At 50.9% G+C, this 25,202-nt stretch carries 21 protein-coding genes; all 21 read right to left on the reverse strand.

The features are described 5' to 3' along the window. Positions 1-2,244, reverse strand: a complete 2,244-nt coding sequence (locus tag DESLBE_RS07555) for a molybdopterin-dependent oxidoreductase (RefSeq protein ID WP_144676100.1) — start codon at positions 2,242-2,244, stop codon at positions 1-3. A gap of 171 nt (positions 2,245-2,415) precedes the next feature. Further along, complete coding sequence (locus tag DESLBE_RS07560) at positions 2,416-2,625, reverse strand: hypothetical protein (protein WP_018213353.1); 210 nt, start codon at positions 2,623-2,625, stop codon at positions 2,416-2,418. 89 nt (positions 2,626-2,714) lie between these two features. Further along, positions 2,715-2,885, reverse strand: coding sequence for a hypothetical protein (locus tag DESLBE_RS26525; RefSeq protein WP_018213354.1), 171 nt, complete (start codon positions 2,883-2,885; stop codon positions 2,715-2,717). 60 nt (positions 2,886-2,945) lie between these two features. Further along, positions 2,946-4,271: a trigger factor gene (locus DESLBE_RS07565; protein ID WP_172625402.1), complete on the reverse strand. Its 1,326-nt coding sequence runs from the start codon at positions 4,269-4,271 to the stop codon at positions 2,946-2,948. 43 nt (positions 4,272-4,314) lie between these two features. Next, the gene (locus DESLBE_RS07570) at positions 4,315-5,037 is read right to left on the reverse strand and encodes a hypothetical protein (RefSeq protein WP_144676104.1); all 723 of its coding nucleotides are present in this window, start codon (positions 5,035-5,037) and stop codon (positions 4,315-4,317) included. After that, entirely contained in the window at positions 4,955-6,229 is a 1,275-nt protein-coding gene (locus DESLBE_RS07575) for an MFS transporter (protein WP_144676106.1), read from the reverse strand. Before DESLBE_RS07575 ends, DESLBE_RS07570 begins: the two co-directional genes overlap by 83 nt. A 445-nt stretch (positions 6,230-6,674) precedes the next feature. Continuing rightward, positions 6,675-6,938, reverse strand: coding sequence for a hypothetical protein (locus DESLBE_RS07580; RefSeq protein ID WP_018213359.1), 264 nt, complete (start codon positions 6,936-6,938; stop codon positions 6,675-6,677). Between the two features lie 53 nt (positions 6,939-6,991). Continuing rightward, complete coding sequence (locus DESLBE_RS07585; RefSeq protein WP_018213360.1) at positions 6,992-7,357, reverse strand: hypothetical protein; 366 nt, start codon at positions 7,355-7,357, stop codon at positions 6,992-6,994. A gap of 26 nt (positions 7,358-7,383) precedes the next feature. After that, positions 7,384-9,786: a molybdopterin-dependent oxidoreductase gene (locus tag DESLBE_RS07590; RefSeq protein ID WP_144676108.1), complete on the reverse strand. Its 2,403-nt coding sequence runs from the start codon at positions 9,784-9,786 to the stop codon at positions 7,384-7,386. A gap of 95 nt (positions 9,787-9,881) precedes the next feature. Then, a complete protein-coding gene (locus DESLBE_RS07595) occupies positions 9,882-10,112 on the reverse strand; it encodes a hypothetical protein (RefSeq protein ID WP_018213362.1) in 231 nt (76 codons plus the stop codon). Between the two features lie 32 nt (positions 10,113-10,144). Next, on the reverse strand, positions 10,145-11,638 hold the full coding sequence (locus tag DESLBE_RS07600; RefSeq protein ID WP_018213363.1) for an MFS transporter: 1,494 nt from the start codon (positions 11,636-11,638) through the stop codon (positions 10,145-10,147). A 528-nt stretch (positions 11,639-12,166) separates the two neighbouring features. Beyond that, positions 12,167-13,066, reverse strand: coding sequence for a nucleoside hydrolase (locus DESLBE_RS07605; protein WP_144676111.1), 900 nt, complete (start codon positions 13,064-13,066; stop codon positions 12,167-12,169). A gap of 198 nt (positions 13,067-13,264) precedes the next feature. Then, a complete protein-coding gene (locus DESLBE_RS07610; protein WP_144676113.1) occupies positions 13,265-15,349 on the reverse strand; it encodes a sigma 54-interacting transcriptional regulator in 2,085 nt (694 codons plus the stop codon). 193 nt (positions 15,350-15,542) lie between these two features. Continuing rightward, entirely contained in the window at positions 15,543-16,328 is a 786-nt protein-coding gene (locus DESLBE_RS07615; protein WP_144676115.1) for an MBL fold metallo-hydrolase, read from the reverse strand. A 21-nt stretch (positions 16,329-16,349) separates the two neighbouring features. After that, complete coding sequence (locus DESLBE_RS07620) at positions 16,350-17,309, reverse strand: DUF169 domain-containing protein (RefSeq protein WP_144676117.1); 960 nt, start codon at positions 17,307-17,309, stop codon at positions 16,350-16,352. 19 nt (positions 17,310-17,328) lie between these two features. Beyond that, on the reverse strand, positions 17,329-18,462 hold the full coding sequence (locus DESLBE_RS07625; RefSeq protein WP_243131255.1) for a (Fe-S)-binding protein: 1,134 nt from the start codon (positions 18,460-18,462) through the stop codon (positions 17,329-17,331). 90 nt (positions 18,463-18,552) lie between these two features. Further along, positions 18,553-19,725, reverse strand: coding sequence for a (Fe-S)-binding protein (locus DESLBE_RS07630; protein ID WP_144676121.1), 1,173 nt, complete (start codon positions 19,723-19,725; stop codon positions 18,553-18,555). A 186-nt stretch (positions 19,726-19,911) separates the two neighbouring features. Beyond that, complete coding sequence (locus tag DESLBE_RS07635; protein WP_015943710.1) at positions 19,912-21,297, reverse strand: DASS family sodium-coupled anion symporter; 1,386 nt, start codon at positions 21,295-21,297, stop codon at positions 19,912-19,914. 170 nt (positions 21,298-21,467) lie between these two features. After that, positions 21,468-21,623, reverse strand: a complete 156-nt coding sequence (locus tag DESLBE_RS26530) for a hypothetical protein (RefSeq protein WP_005809157.1) — start codon at positions 21,621-21,623, stop codon at positions 21,468-21,470. Positions 21,624-21,650: 27 nt separating this feature from the next. Then, positions 21,651-22,466 (reverse strand): 4Fe-4S dicluster domain-containing protein, encoded by an 816-nt coding sequence (locus DESLBE_RS07640; protein ID WP_005809159.1) that lies wholly within the window; start codon positions 22,464-22,466, stop codon positions 21,651-21,653. Then, positions 22,466-25,039 (reverse strand): molybdopterin-dependent oxidoreductase, encoded by a 2,574-nt coding sequence (locus tag DESLBE_RS07645; RefSeq protein ID WP_015943709.1) that lies wholly within the window; start codon positions 25,037-25,039, stop codon positions 22,466-22,468. Before DESLBE_RS07645 ends, DESLBE_RS07640 begins: the two co-directional genes overlap by 1 nt. Positions 25,040-25,202 lie beyond the last annotated feature (163 nt).

Consider the following 25,202-nt stretch of genomic DNA (forward strand, 5'->3'; position numbering starts at 1 on the left):
TTATTTGCCCTCCCTTCTGTCTGAGCTGCTTACCTTATAGACCTTGCACAAGAGACCGCGGTTGGCCCAGCTGCCGCTCAAGGGATCACAATCTTCATCGGCCGTACTGGTGAGAACGTTGGTGTTGGATTCCAGACAACCGCCCAATTCCGGATTGCGCAGATCTCTTTCCGGATACCACCAGCCCCGTTCCGTGAAGACTGTGCCGGGCCTGATGCCTTCGGTTAAGCTGGCTTTTTGTTTAATGCGTCCCCGCCGGGTCTCCACCCACACCCAATCCCCTTCCTGAATGCCATGCTCGGCAGCAGTATCAGGATTGATTTCCATATGGGGTTCATGGCGGATAAAGCGCAGCTCCTTAATATTGAAGTGCTCCGAATGATGAAAAGGCATCACTCCTGCCCCAGTGGTTAAGATTAAGGGATACTCTTTAGCAAGTTCCGGATGATCCACCTCATTTTCAACGGGAGCTATATAGGGTGGCAGGGGAGGATAGCCTAATTCCTCCAACACACTGGAGTAGATCTCCACTTTACCCGAAGGAGTGCCGAAGCCGCCTTTTTCTTTGTATTTAAAATACTCCCGTTCCGGGAAGTGGAAGCGGTAATACTCCACGAATTCATCATAGCTCTCCACACCATAGCCCAGATCTTTAATCCGGTAGAAATAAGCATCTTCAAGAGTTTCCCAAGGCCAATGCTCCTTTTGTCCCAAGCAGATACCCAGATCACGCCAGAATTCAAAGTCGCTGTGCCGCTCATACATGGGCTGAATGGCCCGTTGTGAACACATTAAGAAATCCGAACAGCCATAGGTGGAAGTAATCGTCGGCCGCTCAAAGGCTCCCGCCATGGGCAGCACATAATCGGAAAGCATGGCGGTGGGGGTTAGCCAGTAGTCGCAGGTTACCATAAAATCCACCGCTTTTAAGGCCGCCAGGACCTTTTGGCTCTCACCGTAGGAATTGACCGGATTGGTCGCCGAAACCAGCAGGGCTTTCACCGGATAGGGTTCCCCGGTCAGGATAGCGTTAAAGACTGTGGGGGGATGGGCCTCGCACATCCATTCTGCGGTAGGTGCCTTACCCCAATACTTCCTGGCTATTTCAGCGATGCGGCCGTATCCGGGCCAGGTCACCAGTTTGAATTTATCCGAGCCCAGTTGCTTGGCCCGCTGCTCTTCCGTTAAGAACTCATTGAGTTCCATTTCTTCGTCAGTCACAAATTCCAGGCTGGGGCCGGTGAGAAGATCGGCTCCGGGGCAGTCCAGGTTGCCGGTAATGGCTCTTAAGATGGCCCGGGCATGCTGAGTGGCGCCGGCCGGTTTGCCGATTTGGTCCAGAGCCGTACCCCACTGAATATTGCCGGGCTTATTCGTGGCGTACATCCGCGCCCCTTCCCGAATAAGATCGGCGCTGACTCCGGTCAAAGGCTCCGCCCATTCGGGAGTGAATTCTTCCACATGAGCAGTCAATTCATCAAAGCCCTGACAGTGTTCATAGACAAAATCATAATCAGCCAAACCTTCATAGATAATGACATTGATCCAGGCCAAGGCTAAAGCCAGGTCTGAGCCGGGACGTACGGGAATCCAGAGATCCGCTTTGGCGGCTGTCTCCGTAAAGCGGGGATCGATCACGATGATTTTCAGTCCGCCGGCTTTAAGACCGCTGACGCCACTCATTTCCGGCAAGGTGGATATTCCGGGGTTCTGTCCCCACAAAACCAGACAGCGGCTGCTTGCCAGATCAATTTCAAAGGGACTCCAGCCATAAACGGCTGTTTCGATCATAAAGGTGGGGATCCAGCACAAATGTGCGTTGTGGAAGCCGTTAGGGCTGCCGAAAAGATTCATAAAGCGCCGCCTTGCCCAGTCATCGGTACGGGAAGTCCCGCCGGCTGTGGCCACAGCTTCTGCTCCATAGTGTTGGCGAATCTCTGCTAATTTGCTGCCGATTTCATCGATAGCTTGTTCCCAGGTAATTCTTTCCCATTCCCCGGAACCCCGTTCCCCCTTGCGTTTCAAAGGGAAATTAACCCTGGCTTCATGGTCCAGATGGATAAGATTGACATTGCCGCGACAACACAACCCCCCCGTATTGGTTGGGTACTCGGTGTCTCCTTCGAAATGAAGGATCTTGCCGTCCTTGACATAAACCAAGCAGCCGCAGTTCTGGTGACAGAAATAGCAACAAGCTTTTTTGACTTCGACACCTTCTTGTTCCAAATCAATTTTCGTGCTCATTTTTTCCCTCCATTGTTCAGTAATGGGATCGTGAATTTAATAATAATGCCCCTATTGAAATACAATGCAATTTTCATGCCAAGCTTACAATTGATACAAAGGGCCTAAAATCAAGGCCTTGGCTCGTACTGCCTCAGTACACTCTTTCATTTTGAAAAAATCAGTTTCTTTTTAGGAATTTTCCTTGCTCATGCTTTCTGTAGTGTGAAGAAGAGGGTATCGCAAAATGTTTGTGAGAAAACGTTTTGCGATACCCTCTTCTTCTTGAGGAAAATGCCAGACAAGGGGAAAGATGGCGTTGGCGGCAAAGCACTGCTCCCCCTTTAATCGCGCCTGTGAGCTTGCCAGATTCGAATCCGGATTCGAATCTGGCAAGCTCACAGGCGGCTATCCTCCCCTTGAATGTCTTCAACATCCATTCCAGCAGAGAGCAGCTTTTCCACTTAAACTTCAGTTGAGATACAATCTTACTATTCCTCTTTCTTCTCTCCCTGTTCATCCTTTTTCTCGGTGCGGGCAGCGGTCAGGTCGGTCTTGCAGAAAGGGCAAGCCTTCTGCTTGACGCCGCCGATGACGGGGATCCTCTTGCCGCAATTCGGGCACGTAACCGGTTTGGCGGCTTCGGCAGGTCTAAAACACATAGTGATTCCTCCTCTTATGACTGTTTAATTGTTCCTCATTCATTCGCCAAAAGAATCGAGTTAATCGAAGTACTCATACATGGCTGTGTCGACAAGCCAAGCGTTGGCTTTGGTGCGCAACGCCGCTTCACGCAAAAGATAGCCTCGTCCTGTCCCCTCAAACTCTTGGCGGGTCTGTTCTTCGTTGCCGGGCGCCATGCGTTTGAGCGCCGCATCGATATCCGCGTCTTCCAGCTCAAGCTTTAAATGGCGCGCCAAGGCATCGAGGGCGAAACTCTGACGCAAGCGCTCCCGCGTTTCCAGCATGACCTGCATGGAGAACTGCTGCTCGGGTATCCCCCGCTGCTTAAACATCTCCTGCATGGTGATTCCGGCCGCGTCGCACTGAGCGCGTAAGGCGGCAAGCAACTCCACCTGGGTATGCTCATAGATGTCGTCGGGAATCGTGCCGATCATGCGCTCAGCCAGGGCGGAAGCGGCAAGAAAGTACTTGGCGTCGTCGCGCTGACGCTCCTTATGGTTCAATCCGGCGGCCCGGACGCGAGCGCGCAGCTCTTCAACGGTGCGCAACTCGGGCATGGCGGCGGCCACCCAGGCATCGGTGAGCTCCGGCACTACGTTCTTGCTGATTTGCAGGACGGTTACCTTGGACAGCACAGGAATGCCGGGACCTGCCTGCCCATTGGCCAGCTCCGCACCCGGCAGCTCAAACCGGATCCGCCGCTCCTCCCCCGCCCGGGCGCCCAGCAGACCTTCATCAAAAGCGGCGGGAAGAAATCCTTCTCCCAGCGTATAAACGCGGCGCTCGGCCGTCATGGGAGCAACCGGTTCCCCGGTGTCGGCGCGCACAGTCTCAATGGCGATGAGGATGTCAGCGCCCGCTTTAACCTCAGCTCCTTCATCCGCCCCCCGCACAGCGTGACGCTCCAGGAGCGCCGCCAGCTGCTGAGCGACCTCTTCGTCGCTCACCGCAAGACACGGAAGCCTGAGCGTCACTGGTTCATAAGACGAAAGCTCGTAGCGCGGTTTGGGCCTGACCGTCGCGGTAAATGTAAACGCCGCGCCGGCTTTGAGGTGCTCAAGGCTTGCGGCGACAGGATCCATAATAATCTCAAGTCCGCTCTCCCCGATGGCAAAGGGGGTCAGCGAGGTCATGACATAATCATCGAGAAAGGCATGATATTGACTTTCACCCACCTGTTCCAGCACATAACGGTCGAGATCGCCGACCCGAGCCGTACTCAAATCGATCTTATGTTGCATGGCGAGGGCCAGGACAGCTCCTTTGGCTATATCCGATGTGATGGTTGCCGGAACGGTAACGGTGAGCTGGACGCGCCCGTCATCCAGCGCGCTTTGCGTAACCTCGAGGTTGAATTTATTCATAGAATGCCCCTTCCTTTTTAAGAAGTATCGGTATAAACTTCCTCTAGGTGACCAGCAGCATTTTGACCGGCCGGCCGGGGTTGCCGTCGTCATCTATGGCGGCGGCGAAAGCTGTGGTAAGCGGGATGACGGGTGTGATGTCAGCGAGGACCATAGCGAAGAACCGTTTGCCTTCTTCGCTGTCAAACAGCAGGGGCTGGTATCGTTCGATGGCCGCAAAAAACCCATGATTGGAGATGTGCCGGCGCATCGTCAAAAGATCGGCGACGGTCAGGCCCGAGCGGGCGAGGAAACGTTTGAGCAGATCGGGGGCTCCTCCCCCTGTATAGGTATGCACCAAAGCGAGAATAGACGCGTCTTTCGGATACGGAGCACGATCGAAAGCCGCAATTAAAGCGGGGAGCTTAGACGGGGCTGACGGTACTCTTTCTGGGTAAGCGGCGTATTCGCAGGCCTTGATGAACATTTCGATCCCATTGATGAGGGTATAGACCAGGGGCACACACGACCTGAAATCGCTCTGTCCCTGGGGGGGAGCCGCGGCGTCCTCGAAAAATTTATTATACTTGCCTGCTCGCATAAGCGAATCGACACTGCCCTCGGCGGCACCGATTTCGGACAGATAGCCCACAAGCTTGAATGCTTCCGCAGCCGACATCCAGGAAGCCTTGGCGTGTTTGTAATTAAAATTCTCCTTGACTTGAAGCATGGCTTTCCTCCTCTGTGATGCGGGCCAGATCGCCAGCATACATCTTTTTAAAGACAAAAGTCGCCCCGAGGGCCGCCAACCCAAGGGCGGCGAGAATACCGTAAACAACCGGGGCTCTGGCACCCACAGGTGAACCGAGTATCAAAACGATAGCGATGTTGACCACCGCCGCCGAGGCGATATTACAGTTGACAATGCCCAGGTTTTTGGCAAAATCAGCCGCGCTGTAACGCTGCCGGGCGTAGGCCGAAGCCATGACCGGCACCGATCCGTAAGACATAGCCACGAGAATGGCCGCAACAACGTAAATGATCTGAAGGTTGTCGGCGAACGAGAAGGCCATACAGGTCATGGTCATGATAGCGAGCACCGCGCTTAGCATCATGACCGGCACCAGACCGAGCCTGTCGAAAATCGCCCCGTTGATGACGCGCCCGACACCGTTCATGGTGGAGACGAGTCCTACCAGGAGCGCCGCAAAGCCCGGGTCGAACCCGAGAGCCTCGGCGCCCTGTTTGGCCGTACCGATGACCGTGAGGCCGCAGGAGAGCACAAAGGTCGCCCAGATCGAGTAGACCCAAAACACTTTACTGCTCAGCATGCTTTGCGACTTGGTGGGCCCTTCCCTCGTATTCGCCGCCGCTCCTTTAAGGCCGAGGCGGGCCGCGATGTCGGCGGGGGCGGGACGAACAAGAAAGGCAAAGAGCAAGAGGGCGATCACGCCGGCGACAGCAATGATCACGAAGACCAGACTCCAGTCCATCACGCTGAACATGGCGTTGGCCAGCGAGCCGAAGACGAGGGATGAGATGCCGAAGCCCATCATCTGCACCCCGGAGCAGAGACCGATTTTGTCGGGAAACCAAGGGTTGACGAGGGCGATAATCGCGTTGTAGGCGATACCGCAGCCCGAAGCTGCAAAGATGCCGTAAAACAAGAACAACGCCCACACGCCCGACCCTGACGCGAAGGCCGTAAGCACAAAACCGGCCCCTAACAAGAACGCGGCCACAAGAATAGCGAGACGTGCCGAAACCTTCTTGATGATCTGCGCACCGAAGAGCGCCGAGACACAGAAAGCAAACATCGAAACCTGAAACACTTGGGACAGCAGTGGTCCGTAGTCCGGATAGGCAGCGCCGATGGGGGAGGCAAAGATCGACCAGGCATAGATTAGGCCCAAGATTAACAGGGTAGCGGTGGCAAAGATGAGATAGAAAGCGCGCTGGGTTCTAATGGCAGCGTTCACGAAACCCCTCCTGTACTTTTATGCTAACGAGTACCCGGGCGGACCCGCGTGACCTTTGAGTTATCGATGATCGCGCCGCACTTCTTGCAAACTGTCGCGGACGGACTGTTGAATGTCTTGCAGACCGAACATGCCCCCCGCGGGATGATTTTTGATTCGTAAGGCCCCTGGCAGCGTCCGCACCCGGAACAGCCATAGCCGCATGGCACGATAAATCACTCCTTTTCCCTGAGCGGATTCGTATCCACGAAGGCGCGACCTTGTCCCACGCACCCATCGTACAATGCTTTTTTTGACGATCAAGAGGGCGGACCGAGAGATATCAGGGGGCCGTGAAAAAACAATCTTCGACACGGCCCCTCTTTTCTCCGGGCTGTATATTCATACAGCCCCTCAGGCCGTCATGTCTGCCTTATGCGTTTTAAAGCTTTCGGAATAAATTCTCTCAGCCTATGGTATTGCCGCCGATAATACCGGCATCGTCGGCCTTTTCGTTGCCGGAGAGGCGCGTGGTCTGATATCCCCGCATCGGCTTAACCATAAAGGCTTTCTTGGGGGGGACATAGAAAATTCCTACCTTCCCAACGCCGGCCTTGTCGGTGCCTAACTGAGCATAGATGTCGTCGGGGGTCTTGCCCGCGGCGAGCTGCTCATTGAGCCAGGCTACCTGCTCGTCGCCACCGAGCTCGACTAATTGATCAAGGGTCATGGTCAAAACCTCCTTTGAGCGGTTTTAGAGGAGCTTGTCAGTAAACCTCTCGGTCACGGTATATAGATGCTTACCTTACGGCCGATTTCCGCGGCCCGCTTGGCAAGCTGGTCAACCGGCCCGGTTTCGATGCAGAAGGCCAGGCAGTGCTTGACGCACGAGGGCTTCTTGCCGGCCGCGAGGCGGTCGACGCACAGATCGCACTGCGCGGTCGGCACAGGGATGTAGTCCCAATCCCAGGCGTCCGGATTGTCTTTCTCGAGCTGATAAGGACCTTTCTCCAACACCACGATGCCCGGCTTGGCAGCAAACTCCTCCGCGCTCTGCTTGAGGTGGTTCTTACAAGCCACCTCACAGGTGTGGCAGTTGGAGCAGTATTTGTAATCAAACAGGAGTCCCCAATTAGAATAATCTGCCATAACAATACCTCCTTTTCAAGGTGGACTCAGACTCTGTGCTCGCTGTGGATATCGACGATATTGGCGGGATCAACCCCCTCGAGCTTTTGCAGCAGGTCTTTCTCTTTGACGATGTCATACGACTTCTTGAGCACCAGGCCATCGAGATCTTCGACCTTCTTAATCGAGCAAAAGATGCTCTTCATCGGCGCTCCGAAGCCGAGGCGGCCGATATCGAAGTGGGGCACGAGGTTGTTGACATTGGACTTCCAGACACCAAAGAGATTGGGTTCCTCTCCGTCTTGTTCCGGATACCACCAACCATGACGGGTGTGTACCACTCGCGGATCGATGGTGATGACGAGGGTTGCTTTCTGGCGGGCGACGCCGAAGGGGTTCTCGACCTCGACCCAGTCGCCCTCGGCGATGCCGTACTTGGCGGCCGTATCGGGATGAATCTCAATATCGGGATAGACGCGGAAGTGCCGCAGGGTGGGAAACTGGCGATGCTCTGAGTGGAAGGAGGCGTACTCCCGGGCCCCGGTCGTCATCATGAGCGGGTATTTCTCCGCCAGCTCGGGGTGGCTGACGGGGCTCCAGCGCGGTTCTTCGAAATACGGCAGCGGATCCTCGCCCCAAGCCTCGAAAAGGGTGGAGTAGAGTTCCACCTGGCCGGTGACGGTATTGAAGCCGGGCTCGCCGTCGAAGCGCAGCAGGCCCTTTTCATACTTGCGGTAGGTGTAGCCCGGCTGATACAGACCGATCCGGCGCAGCTCGTCGAAGTCGAAGCCGAGTTCGGGCTGAAGCTGCTTGCTGAAGAAGTCCGGCACGAACTTATCACGGGTATCGCCTTCAAAGATATTCCAGGTTGAAGTTCCGTCCGGACCGGCGTTGTTGAGGCGCTTGCCGAACTCAATGCAGATCTCGACATCGGACTTGGTTTCGCCGACGCGCAGGGCTTCGTTCATCGCGCCCAGGAACACGGAATTACGACCGTAATGGGTAATGACAATACCGTCGTGCTCCGCCGTGGTGGGCAAGGGCAGGAAAACATCGCCGCAGGCCATAGCCGTGGGCGTCATGCACAGATCCTGCACCACCACGAACTCGGCTTTCAGAAAGGCGTCGTGCCAGCGGATGGGAGCGGCCGAGCAGGTTGGGGCCAGCAGGTTGGAGCTGTTGAACCAAAGCATCTTGATCGGATACGGCTTGTCGGTCTCCAGAGCGTCGAGGGTATAGTCGGGATGGGTGGTGGCCATGGCGTTGGAAAGTGCGGGGTATTCATTGGCACCCAGACGCATATCCCAGAGCTCGGGCGCCAGATCCTTGCGGGTTTCCATGCGCCACTTCCCGAGCAACGAGGACGGCGGACCCAGGGTGAGGCCACCGGGGATATCGATATTGCCGGTGATGGCGGCCAGGGCGATCGTGACGTGGCCGACCTGAGTGCCGTTCGGGCTCTGATCGACCGCGAGGCCCCAAGCGATGGAGACGGGCTTCTCAGCCATCAGCCGGGCAACCTTGCGGAGCTGCTCGGCCGGCGCCCAGGTCAGTTCCTCGACCTTTTCGGGTGGATATTCGCGGCAGCGCTCGGCGAATTCGTCGAAGCCGAAGCACCAGTTTTCCACGAAATCTTTATCGTAGAGACCTTCTTCGATAATGACGTTGGCCAGACCTAAACCGACGGCGGCATCTGTGCCCGGCTTGATCTGGAGGTTGATATTGCCTTCGCGGGCGCCGAGCCAGGTGATGCGCGGGTCGATCATGATGACTTTGGTACCAAGTTTCATCATATCGATGATGGCATGGCCGAAGAGACCGTCCGGGTTGGAGGCCAGGGGCATTTTTCCCCAGCAGACCACATATTTGGGCAGCTCGAAGTCCGGGTGATCATAGCGTTCGGCAAAGTAGCCGGCATAGTCTATTTCCGGATAGCCGGCGCCGAGGATGTAGTCGGTGATCGAGCAGCGCGGACCGTAACAGGACCAGCCGCTTTGAGCGTAACAGACGTTGGGCGTCTGCAAGGTTGAGAAGCCGAGGGGATAATAGTAGATACAGGCTTCGCGGCCGGTGCCGCCGAAGACCATGATCGACTGGGCCCCGTAGGTTTCCTTGAAGTAATTGACCTTGCCGCAGACGAGGTCGAAGGCCTCGTCCCAAGTGATGCGTTCCCACTTGTCTTTGCCGCGATCCTCTTTGGCGCGCTTCATCGGATAGAGGACGCGCGAGGGCGAATGCACGATTTCGGGCAGGTCGAGAGCGCGGATGCACAAACGGCCCTGAGTGATGGTATGCTCTTCGTCGCCTTCGACGTCGATGAGCTTCCCGTCCTTAACCGTAAGCCACATCCCGCAGCCAACGGGGTGGTCGCCCGGAGGAGACCAGCAGCAGGAACGCACGCTGACAGAGCCGTCAGGGTTCTCCACCTTCCAATCTCTGTTCATAGCCATAGAAAAACCTCCTTCTTCTTGCGGGCGCCTCTCAAACAAGAGGATTTCACAGAAAAACCGAGTTTTCCGAGACGCCTTTTTAACATATTTAGTACTTACTTCTTCCGCGACCGCGCGATTTCCATCCCGCCGAAGATAAAGAAGTGCACAAACGGTAAGGCCAAAGCGGCACCCATCAATGGAACCGCGTAACTTTGCTTCGAGAAACCTGGAACAGCAAGCGGGCACACGATACATGTGACGGCCATAAAGGTCAGGACTCCCAGCATGGCGTAGAACGCGGTACCTCCCGATGATTCCTTATTCGACGATTCCTTATTATCCATAAGAACCTCCTTTTTGTCCCCTTAGCAGACGGTCAGGCCGTCTCCATCTCGGTCTGCAGAACGTCCATGGACTTACCCTTGGTCTCGCGCTGGACGAACAGCAGCGTACAGATAAAGCCGAGCGCCAGCGGAATAATCAGGATAAGGACCAGCGACGACCAGTTGGTGGTGCCGCCGGAAGAGAACATGGGTGACGTCGACAGGGTACCGAGAATGATCGGTGAGGCCGCGCCGCCGAAGCGCGCGAAAGCCTGGCACCATGACACGCCCATGTTGCGGATCTGGGTGGGGTAACTCTCGGGCATGAGGGGCTGAACCGCCGTGATGGCATAGTTGAGCGCGAACCCGAACAACAGCATGAGGGCGATACAGAGCCCGTAGTTGTTCGGAACCACGAACAGCGAACACAGGATAATGGCAAAGATGGCGAAGAGCCAGGAGAACGCCAGGTTGCGCTTGCGCCCCACCAGGTCCGACATAAAACCGACCGTGACGTTGGAGACGATGGCCGCCACGTTGTTGAATGTCTGAAGATTGACAGCCTGAGCCGACGAATAACCGATCCCTTTGAACCAAGACGGCAACCAGGCGTTCATACCGTAAACGCAGAACTGGCCGATGAAATAGCAGGACCAGATGGCGCAGGTAGCCACAATGTAGCGCCTGGAGAACAGGGTATCCGGCGTGGATCGGGCCGGTTTGGGAGGAATGATCAGGGAGGCGGGATCGATCTTATCCGCGCTGCCACGGACAGACTTCTTAATCTGTTCCAAACAGGCGGCTGCCTCCTGAAGCCGACCCTTCGAGACGTACCAGGCCGGGGTTTCCTTCATGAAGAAGAGCAGAAAGATGCCGTAGATAATTGGGATAGCTCCGATTAGGTAACACACCCGCCAATTGGCGTACATGGTCGCCTGCACGACCTCCTGGGTGGCAGGATCCTTCGTCAGGTAGGTGACGAGCTCGGTCAACCCGGGAATGATGGGAGTAGGAACATTCTGGATGGCATTGCCGATAAGTCCGGCCAGCACCCAGCCCACTACCATGAACGCCATGCCGAAGGTGACGAAGACGCCGCGGTTTTTGGACGGCATGGTTTCGGAGAATGTCGTGGTCACCACCGGGATGCAGGAACCGACACCGAAGCCGGCGATGAAACGGAACAGGGCAAACATTTCATAGCTGGAGGCGAACGCCTGGGGCAAGGTAAAAACGCCGTAGAACAGCACGGCCATGGTCAGCATGGTTTTGCGCCCGAACTTATCGGACAGAATGCCTCCGACCGCGCCTCCGAGCACCATACCCAGGAGCGACCACGTGGTTAAGGAGCCCATAAGAGCGCCGGGGCTGGCGTTGTCCGGCCAGAACGTGCTGGCCACTCTGGCATTGGTTGTGTTGACGATCATAAAGTCGTAACCGTCGAAAATCATCGCCAGACCGAGGAAAGCAAATGTAGCCCAGGTAAATTTGTTCACGCCTAAGGAATCAATGACATCGGATACGGAAAATGTCTTTTTTTCGTCCATAGTTTCCTCCTTTTTTAAGGAAAAGGCAGAAAGCGGTCAAGTAGTGAATCTCGGTGATATGTCAGCCAAGGATTATTTTCATTCTTTCTTCATTGTGTTCGCTCCCCCCTTCCTGATTTCAGGTATACTCAAGATTGATATGAATCTAAGGACACCCCCTTTCAGCCCAGTTTAGTGCATTAACTTGTACGCCACTGTTTATTGCAATAAGCGTGCCAACTTGATAAATCATGCTACAACCCGTATTAGGCCTGGGTTCCGCCCTTATTTGCCCTTCTTTCCGAATTGTGCTTGATCTTAATTTGAGATGGCCAGCATTGTATGGGACTTCACAAACGGCTCAGCTCCGCCTTTTCCCTAAGCGTCCTCTTTTGTGATTATTGTGTCATTTTCGTATCCTTTTCTAATAACAACAAAACCCCCTTGCTCATATTCCTGTGGGCAGGGGGGTCAAACCTATTTCCTCATGGAGAGTGAAGTTTCAGGGTGAAGTTTTCACTGGGGATTATACTTACAAGGCCTTACTATTTACCAACCTCCTCCTATTTCCTTTGCAAAACCGCAGTCTACCTTCAGCCAAGTAGTATAGATATCCTCCACAAAATCATCCCGATGGCGAAGTGTTGGCAAGTGGATCGTTTGCCCTTCCTGTCTGTTATCCGTGGGGCATAATAAGCCTTTGCTGATCGTTTTGGTACTTAAAGAAATGATTTGCTGCTGATCTTCAAAAAACTGCGGATTGACAAGATAGACCGCCGCCACAAGATCCCCCAGATAAAAACGATTGCTTTTTAGATGCAGCATCGTGTATTCCAGCCAGGAAATGGAGCGTTCCACTATATAGCGGCCGATTGAACTCCGATTCCTGGTCAGTCTGTGGATGAAATCCGCAGTAGATACAGAAACATTAATGCCCATATCCCGTGTGATGAGAAAAAGATCTTTTCCTTCCTTTAAAACCCAATGAACCGCTGCCGGGTCAACGGCAAAGTTCCACTCCTCCGCGGCTTTTCCGTCCGGCAGCACCTCCTGAGTTAACCCGCCCATGACCACCAGCCGGTCTATTTTCCTGAAAAAACCCTGATCCTTAACATAGGCCGCATAGAGGTTGGTCAGGGCTCCTGTAGCTAAAATGGAGATTTCACCAGGGTAATCGTTAACTATTTTTACCAAATAATCGGTTGCCTCGCTTTCAAGACCATAACGATTCGTACACCCTTTTAACACAGGAATATCTCTGCAGCCGATCTCACTGAGCATATTCACCGTATTGCGATAAACGGTATCGACTTTGCTGTTGCCATAGGTGGTGGTAATTGCGCAGATGTCAATATCCTCTTTACCCAATAAATAGAGTAAAGACAGTCCATCGACTATATCGCACCCTGGAACACCCATAGTGTTATCACAATCATAGATTATCTTCATTTCCCATCCCTCCGCAAGTTATTGCTTCTAACTCCTCTGGCATAATTTATATGCAAAATTCGTGCCAAACTAACAAACCCGCTCCCTATCAGGTTCGCAAGCTAATCCTCTTAAATTTTCGTCCCAAAAATGTAGTATTTTTAGAAATAATTTTCAATATGAAAAACCCTCTGCCTTCAGCAAAGGGTTCTTAGGTCTTCAGTATTCAAAACCATAATCTTTTAATTTTCGATATAAGGTTGAGCGGCTGATCCCCAATAATTTGGCGGCATCCGGTATGGAATTTTTAGCATGAAGCAAAGCGGTTTTTATAGCATTCTTTTCCAAGTGTTCCAGGGATAAGGAATCGGTTGTGAAATTAGGCTCATCCTGAAATGGACTGGAGTCCAGCAGGATATATTGGGGGAGGCTATCAATATCGATCACATCATTGTGAGCCGAGTTGACGGCATAAATCAGCGCATTTTGAAGCTGTCTTACATTTCCCGGCCATTCGTATTCTTGAATTTTCCTGAGGGCCCCTTTAGTGACCTTAGCCGTCTTCCACCCTTGTTTTTGACAGTAATTTTTGATGAAATACTGACTCAGCACATCAATATCATTTTTTCTGTTTCTTAAGGAAGGAATATTGATGGTCAATACAGACAGTCGGAAATATAAATCTTCCCGATATTGTCTTTCCTTAACCATTTTGAATAAATTTTTATTGGTGGCGGCAATCAGTCTGAAGTCTACTTTTTTGTAGCGCCGGCCGCCGATCCGCATGATTTGCTTATCTTCCAAAGCTCTCAGCAAAACGGCCTGCAGCTCAAGGGGCATGTCCCCAATTTCATCGAGAAAAAGTGTTCCGCCATGGGCTAACTCAATTTTGCCCGGTCTGCCCGTCCGTTCAGCGCCGGTAAAACTTCCGCCTTCATAGCCAAAAAGCTCGCTCTCAATCAATTCTCGGGGCATGGCCGCACAGTTGACCGCCATAAAAGGTCCCAGTGGGCAGGAATGATTATGGATCGCTTGAGCAAAAAGCTCCTTGCCTGTCCCGCTTTCACCCATGAGCAGGACATTTTCCGCCGAGGTTGCAAAACGTCTGGCAATGGAGATGGCTTTCTTTATTTCTTCAGATTCACCGATGATGCATTCAAAGCTATAGGTCGCAATCGAACCCGTACGATTGGCAGCTTGGGCATTGACTTTATCCACATGATTGAGCCGCAACACGGCGGCTTCGATCTGCCGGGTCTTTTTGTTCAGCACAGGTCGAATATTGATCATATAGGGTTGCTCATCAGTGCCGATGACGAGATTTTCCTCAATGTCCACGCTTTTCCCGGCCGCGACCAGGGCTGTAACCTGAGAGTGTGTATGCAAAAATTCATTGACGTTTTTATGAGGTTTTTCCTCAGGCCTCATTTTAAAAATCCGGGTTGCCTCCCGATTCATATTAAGAATTGTTCCCATGGGATCAAGGGTGATAATCCCTTCGTCCATAACTTCCAGTGTCGTCTCCAAAGTGTCCATCGTGGTGTTTAACTCATGAATTACCTTAATAAGATTACTGTTGCTCTCTGTCAGCAATTCATTGGCTTGATTAAGCTTCAACTGTGTCTCAATCGCTTTGGCCAAGGCCGTAATCAGCCCCAGGGTGTGGGAGAGAAAATTATTAAAATACTCTCCTTCCGATCGATACTCAATCGGTTGACCCAGGATGATTGAAGCAATAACTTTTCCTGATTCATCCATAATCGGTGCCGCTGAACCGACAATATTATGCAGCCCCACGCAGTAGTGTTCCGGTCCCAATATTTGGATCGGTTTTTTCAACTCCATACATATGGTATGAGCACAGGTGCCGATGGTGCTTTCATTCCAGGCGACCCCTTCAGTGGGGACTCTCACCATATCCCCGGCTTGAAGCAAAAATGCTCCTGTATAATCGCATAAGTATAAAATAAAGCCACTTGGCAACACTGCCATATCTCTGAATTTGTCCATCAGTGGTTTGGTGATTTCGATTAATGGACGGTTTTTCTCAATCTTTTCAGCGTGCTCTGTGGAGTTGGGATAGGGTTTTCTCATGGGGTTATAGGGATCGATTCCCCTGTCTCTTGACCTTAGCCAGGATTCCGCCACCTCATTGCTTATATCGTCACATTCACGAGGATCTACGTTATGAGGTTCGTTTAGAAATTTCTCCTTCCACCTTAATATATTGTCAATCCGTTCCTGGGTAATCAATGTTGAACGCTGTTTATTTGTCAGGGAGTCCGAACCTCGGTTATTTACCATTGGCGATCACTCCTAGTAAATAATAACGTTACGGGATTAGATTATAACGATAGTTCGACAATGCACAAGGCAAATCCTCTTTGGCATAAGCCTTGTTAGTTCTGCAAGGGTATATTTTTTGTTCAAGTTATTTTTATCACTTGAGCTGGTGCGTACGTTCGCGTGGGATTCGAGCCTGATGGGTACAACGATTTCAGATTGTCAGAACCATGCCGTCATAGGCCAGGGACACCTGGGCATAATCCTTTAATTTCTCCTGGAGCTGAACCGCTGTGATCGGGGTACTGTAGTGCATGGCCAGATGGGTTAATACCGTATGTTTGGCCCGGATGCTCTCCCCTAAGGCAATAGCTTCTTGCCAATTCATATGGCTATGGGGAAACCAGTTGGCGCCGTTAAAGGTGGCGTCACAGATCAGGGTATCCACATCTTGAAGCCGCCGGACCGTTAGGGCAGGCAGTCCGGCTGTATCTGTAAAATAAGCTGCTTTTTTTGCTCCTGCCAGGAGGATGCCTCCGGTCTCGATACTGTGCCTGGCCGGTAAAACGGTCAGTTTTACGCCTTCAAAAGCGTAGCTTTTGCCGAACTCCCAGGGTTCGATCACAAAGACCTCTTCCAAAAAGGGATACGCCTTAGCAAAGGCATCCACAGCGCTTGGCGGTAAAAATAGATGAATAGGGCGCTTCCGGTCCAGCTTGACATAGTATTCCAGGTCCCCGATACCACCGAAATGATCATAATGCCAATGGGTAATGAACAGATAATCAACAGATTGAATCCGTTGCCTCAGCAACTGCTTGCTTAAATCAGGCGAGGCGTCTATGAGAATGTTCTCTTTTCCCGTCTCCAGAACCGCCCCGCTGCGGGTCCTGGCCCAAAAAGGGTCGGCCCGGGCTTCCCGGCAAGCTATACAGTTGCAATGAAAAGCCGGAACACCGAGTCCGGCAGTGGTTCCCATTAACGTAAACTTAACTCCCATTCCCCACCCCTCCTTGATTCCTTAATTATAGGAAAGCTGAATCGCCTGTTGCGGGCACTGCCCCACACAGGTATAACAGGCACTGCAGGCATCGGGATGCAGTGCTTGAGCGACTTTCCGGTCTCCCATCTCCACCATGGCCAGGACTCCCGAAGGGCAGAAATCCACGCAGAGTCCATCCCCCATACATCGTTTGGTATCAACAAAAAGCTCAACCCGTGCCCCTTCTCCCTGAGACTGAGCTCTTCGGGAACCCACTTTATCCATAACGGGGTGGAGGTAGATTTTCTTTCTCTCCTCCGGGATACTTTTTTGGGATAGCTTCAGCAAAGCTTGAGCGATAGGCTCAAGTAAGGCTGTGGGGATGGAAAGATACAGTTCAAAATCATCAATCTCACTGGAAGCCCGGGCACCATAACAGCCAAAGGAAATATTCATTTCCCCCGAGGTCATGGTCTGCACAATTAAATCGGCGCAGGCCGAATTAAAACCTGAGGTTTTAAAATCCTGACGTTCCCCGGTGGCATAGGTTTGCGCACAGCAAAGCCACATAGCCTGCTCGGGCCACAGAGTAAACACCACCACATCGGGGTCGAAGGCTGCTTTCTCCAAAGGAGCCAGAAGGGTGGCCTCATAGCTCCCCGCTTTAAATTCAGGACGGGAGCTGATCATTTGACGGGCTGTTTCGATATTGGGCATCTTTTTAAAGAGCAGATAAAGGTCCCCTGATCTCAGCTTGGGAGACATCTCCACCAAGCCCAGAACCCCGGTTCCGTCAGGACAGGCATGGCTGCGGGGCGGCATATAGAGACAATTGCCCCGGCGTGCAGTTATGATGGATTGGCAATGACGCAAGGGCACGGTAGGTTCGATCCCTTGGGCCGGCTTTTCTTCTCCCGGTCTCATCATTCTTACCGCCACCGGATCCCAACGCAGGGAAAGGGTCTCTTTGAAAATCTTATTTAATTCCTTATAGTTCATTAAGATGTCTCCTTTAGGTTTAATCTGCCATAACTCTTTCCCATAATTTTTCTCCCTCAGGCCCTTCAAAGAGAGATTGAGCCTTTTTCTTTAAACCGGCAAAATCCTGCTCAAATTCCAGGAGCAGGTTTAAAACATGTTGGACCGGGATCTGGTTCTGATTCTTGCTTAGATTGAGGACACATCCTAAGCAATAAGCCGTAAGGATTTCCGCCTCAGATGCTTCAACTTCCCTTAACCGGGCCTGCACAAGACTTTGGGCCAGTTCCGGGTCAAAATGGGATACTTGCCCGCCGCTTCCGCAGCACAAGGCTCTGTCACGGTGATGCTCCATTTCAACCAGTGAATAACCTTTTCGGGCCAGGGCTTTTCTGGCCTGGCCGGCGAATTGACCGGCCGGCCGATCCGGACATGAATCATGGACCGTAACAATTTTTCTCTGGTGTTCTGCAAGTGGAGCATTCACTAATTCCGAATCCTCCAGAGCCTCATAAATTGTCTGGATGGCAATGCCCATTTCCAGTGCCATGGGTTGCAGTTGATAGTAGCAATTAGGACAGGCAAAGATCAGTTTTTTTACTTTAAGTCTGAGGAGCTTATCTTTCAATCCCTGGCTGAAGCGGGCTTCTCTCTCCTTTAAACCCAGCTGGTACAGGGGTAAGCCGCAGCAATCGGTTAAAAGGGAAATATTCTTACTCTCTTGTTGAAGGGTTTTGAATATGACATGAATCAAGTGCGGATCGTAAGTGAGCATGCTGCACCCTGCAAAAAAGGCTGTATCACCCTCTTGGTCCGGGTTCAGCTCGCCATACCCGATGCCATTGACTTCACGGATCAGTTTCATAACGTTTAAAGGCCGATCCGGGAACATATACCGGAAGTCCTCAATATCGATTTTCCCTTCTGCTACCGACTTCTCGCGTAGTGCGGCAAACATATACTTAGGGCTTAAGCCCGATGGACAGACACTTTCACACAGTCCGCAAAGGGAGCAATTATAGGCTTCTGATACAGTCGGCTGACGTGTGGCCAGGCTCACTAAGCTCTCACCAATCCTCTCTAAGAGTTGGCACTCTGCTCTACACAGGCCGCAATCCGTGCAGTTATCCATGATTTCCTGACAGGCGGCCAGAGTTTCTTCAGCATGATTCATGATTCTCTCCTCTTCTTTCCTCAGCCTAAATCGAGGTTGTTTCAGCATTGGCTAACTGATTTCCCTATCAAAGCGTGATATTACAGAGTACTAATCCTGAAAGAGTTTAAGATAACGTTCATATCCCTCCTCTCCTTCAAACATTGCGGCGGCCTTTCCTTTGACCTCATCATAGCTTTCTTCAAAACCGAGCAAGGTATTGAGAACATGGCGTATTTTGATGTTGCTGTCGGCGATATTGCCAAAATTCAACACACAAGCATGACAATAGGCCAATAGAATACCGGCACCGGCTTTACCGGCTTCCTCCAGGTTCTGCACTTCATGCTCCGTGGCCCATTCCGGCCGGAAATGACCGAGCTGACCACTGCTGCCACAGCAAACCGAGTTTTGGCCATGGTGCTTCATCTCTGCCCGCCGATAATTTCCCCGGTCCAGGGCTTCTCTGACCTGCCTGCCGAAGATGCCCTCAAAACGATCCGGGCAGGAATCATGAATGGCGTAAACTTCGGCATCCTGGTTGGCTATAAACTCATCCGCCAAGGCTTCATAAACCGTGATAATTTCAACATCCTGAAAGGCCGCTTCCTTCTTAAATTGATAATAACAGTTAGGGCAGGCTGTAATCAGGCGCTTTACCCCCAAGTGACGCGCTTTTTCTCTTAATTCTCCTTTGATCTTATCCCCTCTTTCCGGAAGTCCGATATGATACATAGGGATACCGCAGCAATGATCCAAAAACAGCACAGACTCATACTTTTCAGCCAATGTTGCATAAACCTTTTTCGTCAACTCCGGAGAATAGGTCAGCATGGTACACCCCGGTAAAAACCCGGTCTGCGCCGGCAAGGATGTGTTCAGTTCAGAATAATCAATCCCGTAATACTCTCTGAACATGCTCATTACCGTGACCGCACGGTCCGGAAATAAATATTGATATTCCTCAATAGTTATTTCCCCCTGCTGCACCGCCTCCACTCTGCGCTGCTCAAACATTCGCCAAGGACTCAAACCCAGGGGACACATGGCCTCGCATTTCCCGCAAAGCGCGCACCCATAGGCTTCATCCATCTCTATACCTCTCCTGGCGATCTGCCCCGGAGACTCATTAAGCTCTGTTAAGATGCGGCAGCTTTCCGCACACTGGCCGCAATCAGTGCACTCAGCACCTATCCTTTTTGCCCAGCCCTTTTCCTGATTCAATGAGTTCACCTCGTTAATTTTGTCCAACTTGAAATTAGTGCTGCTTATATTTACATGCAAAAATTGTACCAGCTTGATTTGAACGTCCCTGAGTAAATCTCAGGAGCTTAAAACACCAGTGGATTCGCCTTACGGCGGCTTTCAGCCGTTCTCGAACCAAGGCTGCCTCAATACTCAAAATTCTCTTTTTGACACTTTTAGTCCTAATTTGAAAAAACAATCCCCAGGATCCGGAGCTTTTCCGAACTATAACCCGATCAAGGCACCTAATGGCGGCAAGATAAAAGCAGAAACCAATATCACAGCGATCGTAGGAATAATACCGGCCTTTACCATATCGACCATCTTGTAATACCCTTTACCATAAGTAATCAATGGGACACAATCCAGAGGGAGTAAAAAAGTTATACCTGCACCGAAAGCAACAATAATCGTCAATACGGCCGGGCTGGCATTAATAAGCTCTGCCAAGCCGGAAATCGGTACGGTAGCCATTCCGCAAATTGCCGGACCAACCGGACAGATCCCATGAAGGACGGCCATCACCGTTGCCGTAACGCCGGCCAACATCGGATAACTCCAGCCGGAAGCCCCTCCCATTACGCTATCTACAATCCAGGCAGCTGCTCCAGTAGACATAATGCCTGCTGCAACGGCATTAACACCGCCGATCATCAGCACCACTTCCCAGGAAACCCCTTTGATAAACTCATCCCAACTAAGAACTTCGATGCCGGGAAAGAAAAAGGCGATCAGGCCCATGACCGCAATTCCAGTAGCGTCCAGCCAGGGAATCCAGGTACTGGCGATCCAAGCTGCAAGCATTACTGCAATAATTATAATAATTTTCTTTTCTTCTTTATTTAATTTTTCCGTTGTTACGACCCTATTCTGAAGGATATCGATAGATTTTTGACTAATGTCTTCCGGCTTAAAGATCATGATCAGTGACAGCCAGCAGACAGGTACGATAATGATCGCGAAAGGAATTCCCATCAGCATCCAATCCAAGAAAGAAATTGTTATGCCGGTTGCTTCCTCCAGCAAACCCATTGCCATAATATTGATGGAAGTTCCTGCGGGAGTCATCGTCCCTCCAATCATCGCTCCAAAGGGTATCCCGATCATTAAACATTTACCCAGATTGCTTTTTCCCGGGATGGCATTGTCGGTAATCAGAATGGATAAGGCTAAGCTCATAAAAAGAGAACACGCGGGAACATTATTGCAAACTGCGGATAAAAGTGCCGTACCTGCCATAAATCCCAATACTAAACGCTTTGAATTCCCTTGAGACCATTTGATTAGAACCCCGGCAATTCGTGTCGCTAAGCTGGTCTTGATTAAAGCAACGCTGATAGCGAAGGTGGCAATAATGAAGAAGATTACAGAACTGATAAACTTGGACCACGTTGTACTCCAGTTGAAAATTTCGAAATAGGGCATGCACACCATCAGGAGCAATGCGGTAATAGCAAGGGGCATCACTTCAGTGACCCAAAGCACAATACCAGCCATCAGAATGGCAATAGACATTTTACCCGGTTGCGTCAACCCTGCTGTCTCAGGCCAAAAATACCCGGTGAACAAAATTAAAATTCCTAATCCTAGTCCTAACCACTTTTTCTTCATTCCGATCATCCCTTCAAGCTGTATAGTTAGCAAGAGACTATTAATAATTTGCCGTTACCTTTTGGTTTGGCTCTAAGAAGTTAGTGAAAAAAAGTATGAGTATGAATAGAGCAAGGCATTTCCTAAGAAATGCTTGCTCTGTTTATTTATAATTAACTTACCGTGTTACCCTAATCTTCATTTTTGGGCTTTTGTTTTGAGGGATCACCTGAACCTTCCGTTCCGTCAAAGCCGCATTTTTTACATACCTTCATGGTCGGTGGATTATACATTCCGCAAGCCGGGCACTTTACCGGCTTGTTAGCCGTTGGTGGTCTAAAACACATCGTTCTTCCTCCTCAATCTAAACAATCTTATTTCAAAGCCTCCAGAGCAATGGAACCAACATTCAAACTCTTGTCCACATTAAGCTCCGTCATCGCATAAGGTTTAAACCCTTGAGCCTCTATCCGGAGCGCATATTTTCCGGCAACTATTCTCTTGAACCAGAAATCGCCGAAATCATCCGATTGGCAGGTCCAGCTCTGCCGGGTGGCTAAATCCGTCAAGGTGATGGCTGCATTTTCAATGATTTCATTAGCCTGGGGATCATAAACTTCTCCGGCAACAAACAGCTTGGGAAGGTTCACATAATAAACACGGGGTTTCAGGCCAAGCTCGGGTTGCATAAGTTCTGCCTGAGCAATCAAATCCTTAAATTCTTCTTCTTCACCAAACTTAAGCGCTTCGGTGGCGCAGGCATCCACACAGCGGGGAACTTCTCCTTCATCCACGAGATGAGCGCAGCCGGTACATTTTTGGGGAATCTCCAAAGCTTCATTCCAATAAATTGCACCATAGGGGCAGGTGTCCACCAACTCCTTCTTCCCCCGGGCTTTTTCGGGATCGATAATCACTAATCCGTCTGTACGTTTATAGACAGCTCCCTGATCTTCCGGGCGAATACAGGCGGGATGATCACAGTGCATGCAAGGCCGGGCCACATACTCCACTTTTACTTTAGGCACACTGCCATGGACCGTTTCTTTGACTTTCATCCAGAATTGCCCCATATCAGGCTGCGGTTTGGCGACGGGTGACCAGTCATTATCGACATGCTCATCCTTGCAGACTAATTGACAGCCATAACAGCCATTGCATCTGGAGACATCGATCACAAATACTTTCATTATTCTGCACCTCCTACAATCCAGGATGAAAGGCATACACCGGTGCCTGGATCGTATTCTCTGTTAAAGGCCTCGGGGTATTCAGCTTTTAAAGCATCCAAATCACATTTTTCGATGTTTATCAGAAATCCGCTGGTTACTTCACCGGCACAATTTTTGGAGACAGTATTGGAAACACAAATCAAGTTGTTAGCCCCGCCACGGTCACCTTCGCCGGCTTTGATCGGATCCAGGCGTGCCCCGTGATCCTGGTAAATGGCACCCGGTCTGATTCTTTCGGTGACATAGGCGCCGCCGAGAACCCAGCCATTATCGTTAAACAGTTTCACGATATCTCCACTTTGGATGCCATGCTTTTCTGCATCCACAGGGTTAATCCAGACCGGTTCATAGAGATAGCCGTCGGGTCCTGCCACCTTGCAGGTTGGAATTTCTCTCAGCCAGGAGATATCATCCAGATTGGCATGAACTCTCCAGCGTGGGTGGTTGGAAACGATAAGATATGGATATTTTTCAGATTTTGGATGGAGCAAGCTTTCCGAATGACTTTCCCCGAAAGCAATCCATTGGGGATATGGCTTGCGCTCTTGATCATCGGGGAATACATCAGCCAGGTCCTGAGAGAAAATTTCCAACAATCCGGAAGGAGTCTCTAAAGGATATTGCTTGGGATCCTGATAAAATTTGCCGAATCCGGGGATATCGTCTTCCCAGCCATCCGCTGTAGGAATCATATAATACCCTTTTGCCAAGAATTCTTCGAAGCTGATCTTAGTTTGAACACCGGACTCCATAAAGCCTTTTTCGATTAGATCCATCTCCGACATGCCATCAGTATACTGTTCCAGAAGCCCTAACTTTTGAGCTACTTCACAGACGGCTTCCCAGTCACTCTTGGCTTCGCCAACCGGCTCAATACATTGCTCTTCATAGAAAAGATGGTTGAAATTGCCGCTTAGGGTATCGACGGAGATATCACGGCTCTCCATCTTGGTGCTGGTGGGGAGAATAATATCGGCAAACAAGCAATCATTCTCCAACCAGGGGTGTTGGGCAACTATGCACTCAATTTTAGAATTGCGCAGCGCTTCGATCATCTCATTGCCACCGGTCCAGCAGGTGGTCCAGCAAGGAGTATCGGTCCAGATCATATGAATTGGGGCTCCACCTTCAATGGGATACTGGTACTCGATAAACTGATCTTCCCGTGGGTAACCTGCCATGGTTTGACCATACCAGGTAAGGGGTTCATCACTTTGAATAGCTTTGGGAATCAAGGTTTTGGGCAGGAACTGTGGTGACATGGTATAGCGCCAGCCCGTATAAGCAGATTTTACGGTTGGAATAAATTCGCTTCTGGGTGCCGGCATTTGTTCGTTGCTTCCGAATAATTGCCATTCAATGAATTTGAACTGATTGCGGCCCGGCTTTCCTAAGCCCTGCATCGCCAGGAGGCAAACCTCCATGCGCGCCGGCTCATGGGAATAGCAGGAACGGATGTAAGAACCCCCATTGCTGTGGGCAATAGTTGTTGCCTCTTTAGCCCATTTTCTGGCTAAGGCCTTAATGGTCCGGGCGGGAACACCACAGATTTTTTCAGCCCATTCCGGAGTTTTCGGTTCGGTTCCATCTTCACCGAGGGCATGGCGTTTCAAATAGTCAAACCCGATGGTGTGGGTTTCAATATAGTCCTTGTCATAACTATCTTCTGTGAGCCAGATATAAGCTATAGCAAATTGCATCGCCAGATCCGTATTAGGGAGAACCGGAATCCATTTATCAGCGTGAACGGCTGCTCCGTAGTTGAGGTCCGGGCAAATATATACGGATTTAATTCCGATATCTGTAAACCAGTAAGAAAGACGGCTGGCTTGCTGACCGCCCCAGCCCCAAGGAGTTGTTTCAGGATCACATCCCCAGAACAAAACCATTTTAGAGTTTTCGGAGATATCTTTAAAAAGATTAGTCTGTTTTCCTTGACCTACCGGGTCCTGACCCCAGACATGCTTTGCCCCCCAGTACCAGCCTTCCCAGCTGTCGGCATTCCGCGCTTGGAGAGTATAGCCGCCCAGGAGATCCAACAGCTTCATCTGACAACCATGGGCTGCGTGAACGGTTTTGGTTTCTCCATGACCATCCCCTTGAGCCAGGACGGTATAGGGGCCATATTCCTTATACACTCTTTTCAGCTCTTTAGCGATCAGATCGGTTGCTTCATCCCAGGAAATGCGGACGAATTTGCTTATTCCTCTATTTTGGGGATTGCGCTCTCCCTCAGGATCCCAATCCACTCTTTTCATAGGGTAGGGTATGCGGTTTTTGGAATAGGTTCTTTTCTTATAAATCATGCTATAGGGCGGTAACAGAGATTTCATGGTAGGTTCAAATATCTTGTCGTTGACCTGGAGCCGCCAGGGTTTCATTTCCTCCGGAGTATATTCTTTATCGTAGCGGAAGTTGCGGATTCTGACCACCTTACCATCCTGGACATCCACTGCGGCGGAATTTGAGCCTGAGCCGAATCCGCACAAGCCGATACCTTTAATACAGGTTTTTTTGTCTTTTTTACTCACCGATTTATCCTCCTTTACGAGCTGTCATGGGGTTAATTGTCATGGGGTTAATATGGATTATAAAAATTAAGTTGGTGAAGTTCCCTCCTTTTATTGACAAATTCCTAACTAAAATTATGAATAACTTGTCATTTTAAATCGTAATCTTAGCTCTTCTGTCAGT

The sequence above is a fragment of the Desulfitobacterium sp. LBE genome (genome assembly GCF_007830365.1).
In the GTDB taxonomy this organism is placed as follows: Bacteria; Bacillota; Desulfitobacteriia; order Desulfitobacteriales; family Desulfitobacteriaceae; genus Desulfitobacterium; species Desulfitobacterium hafniense.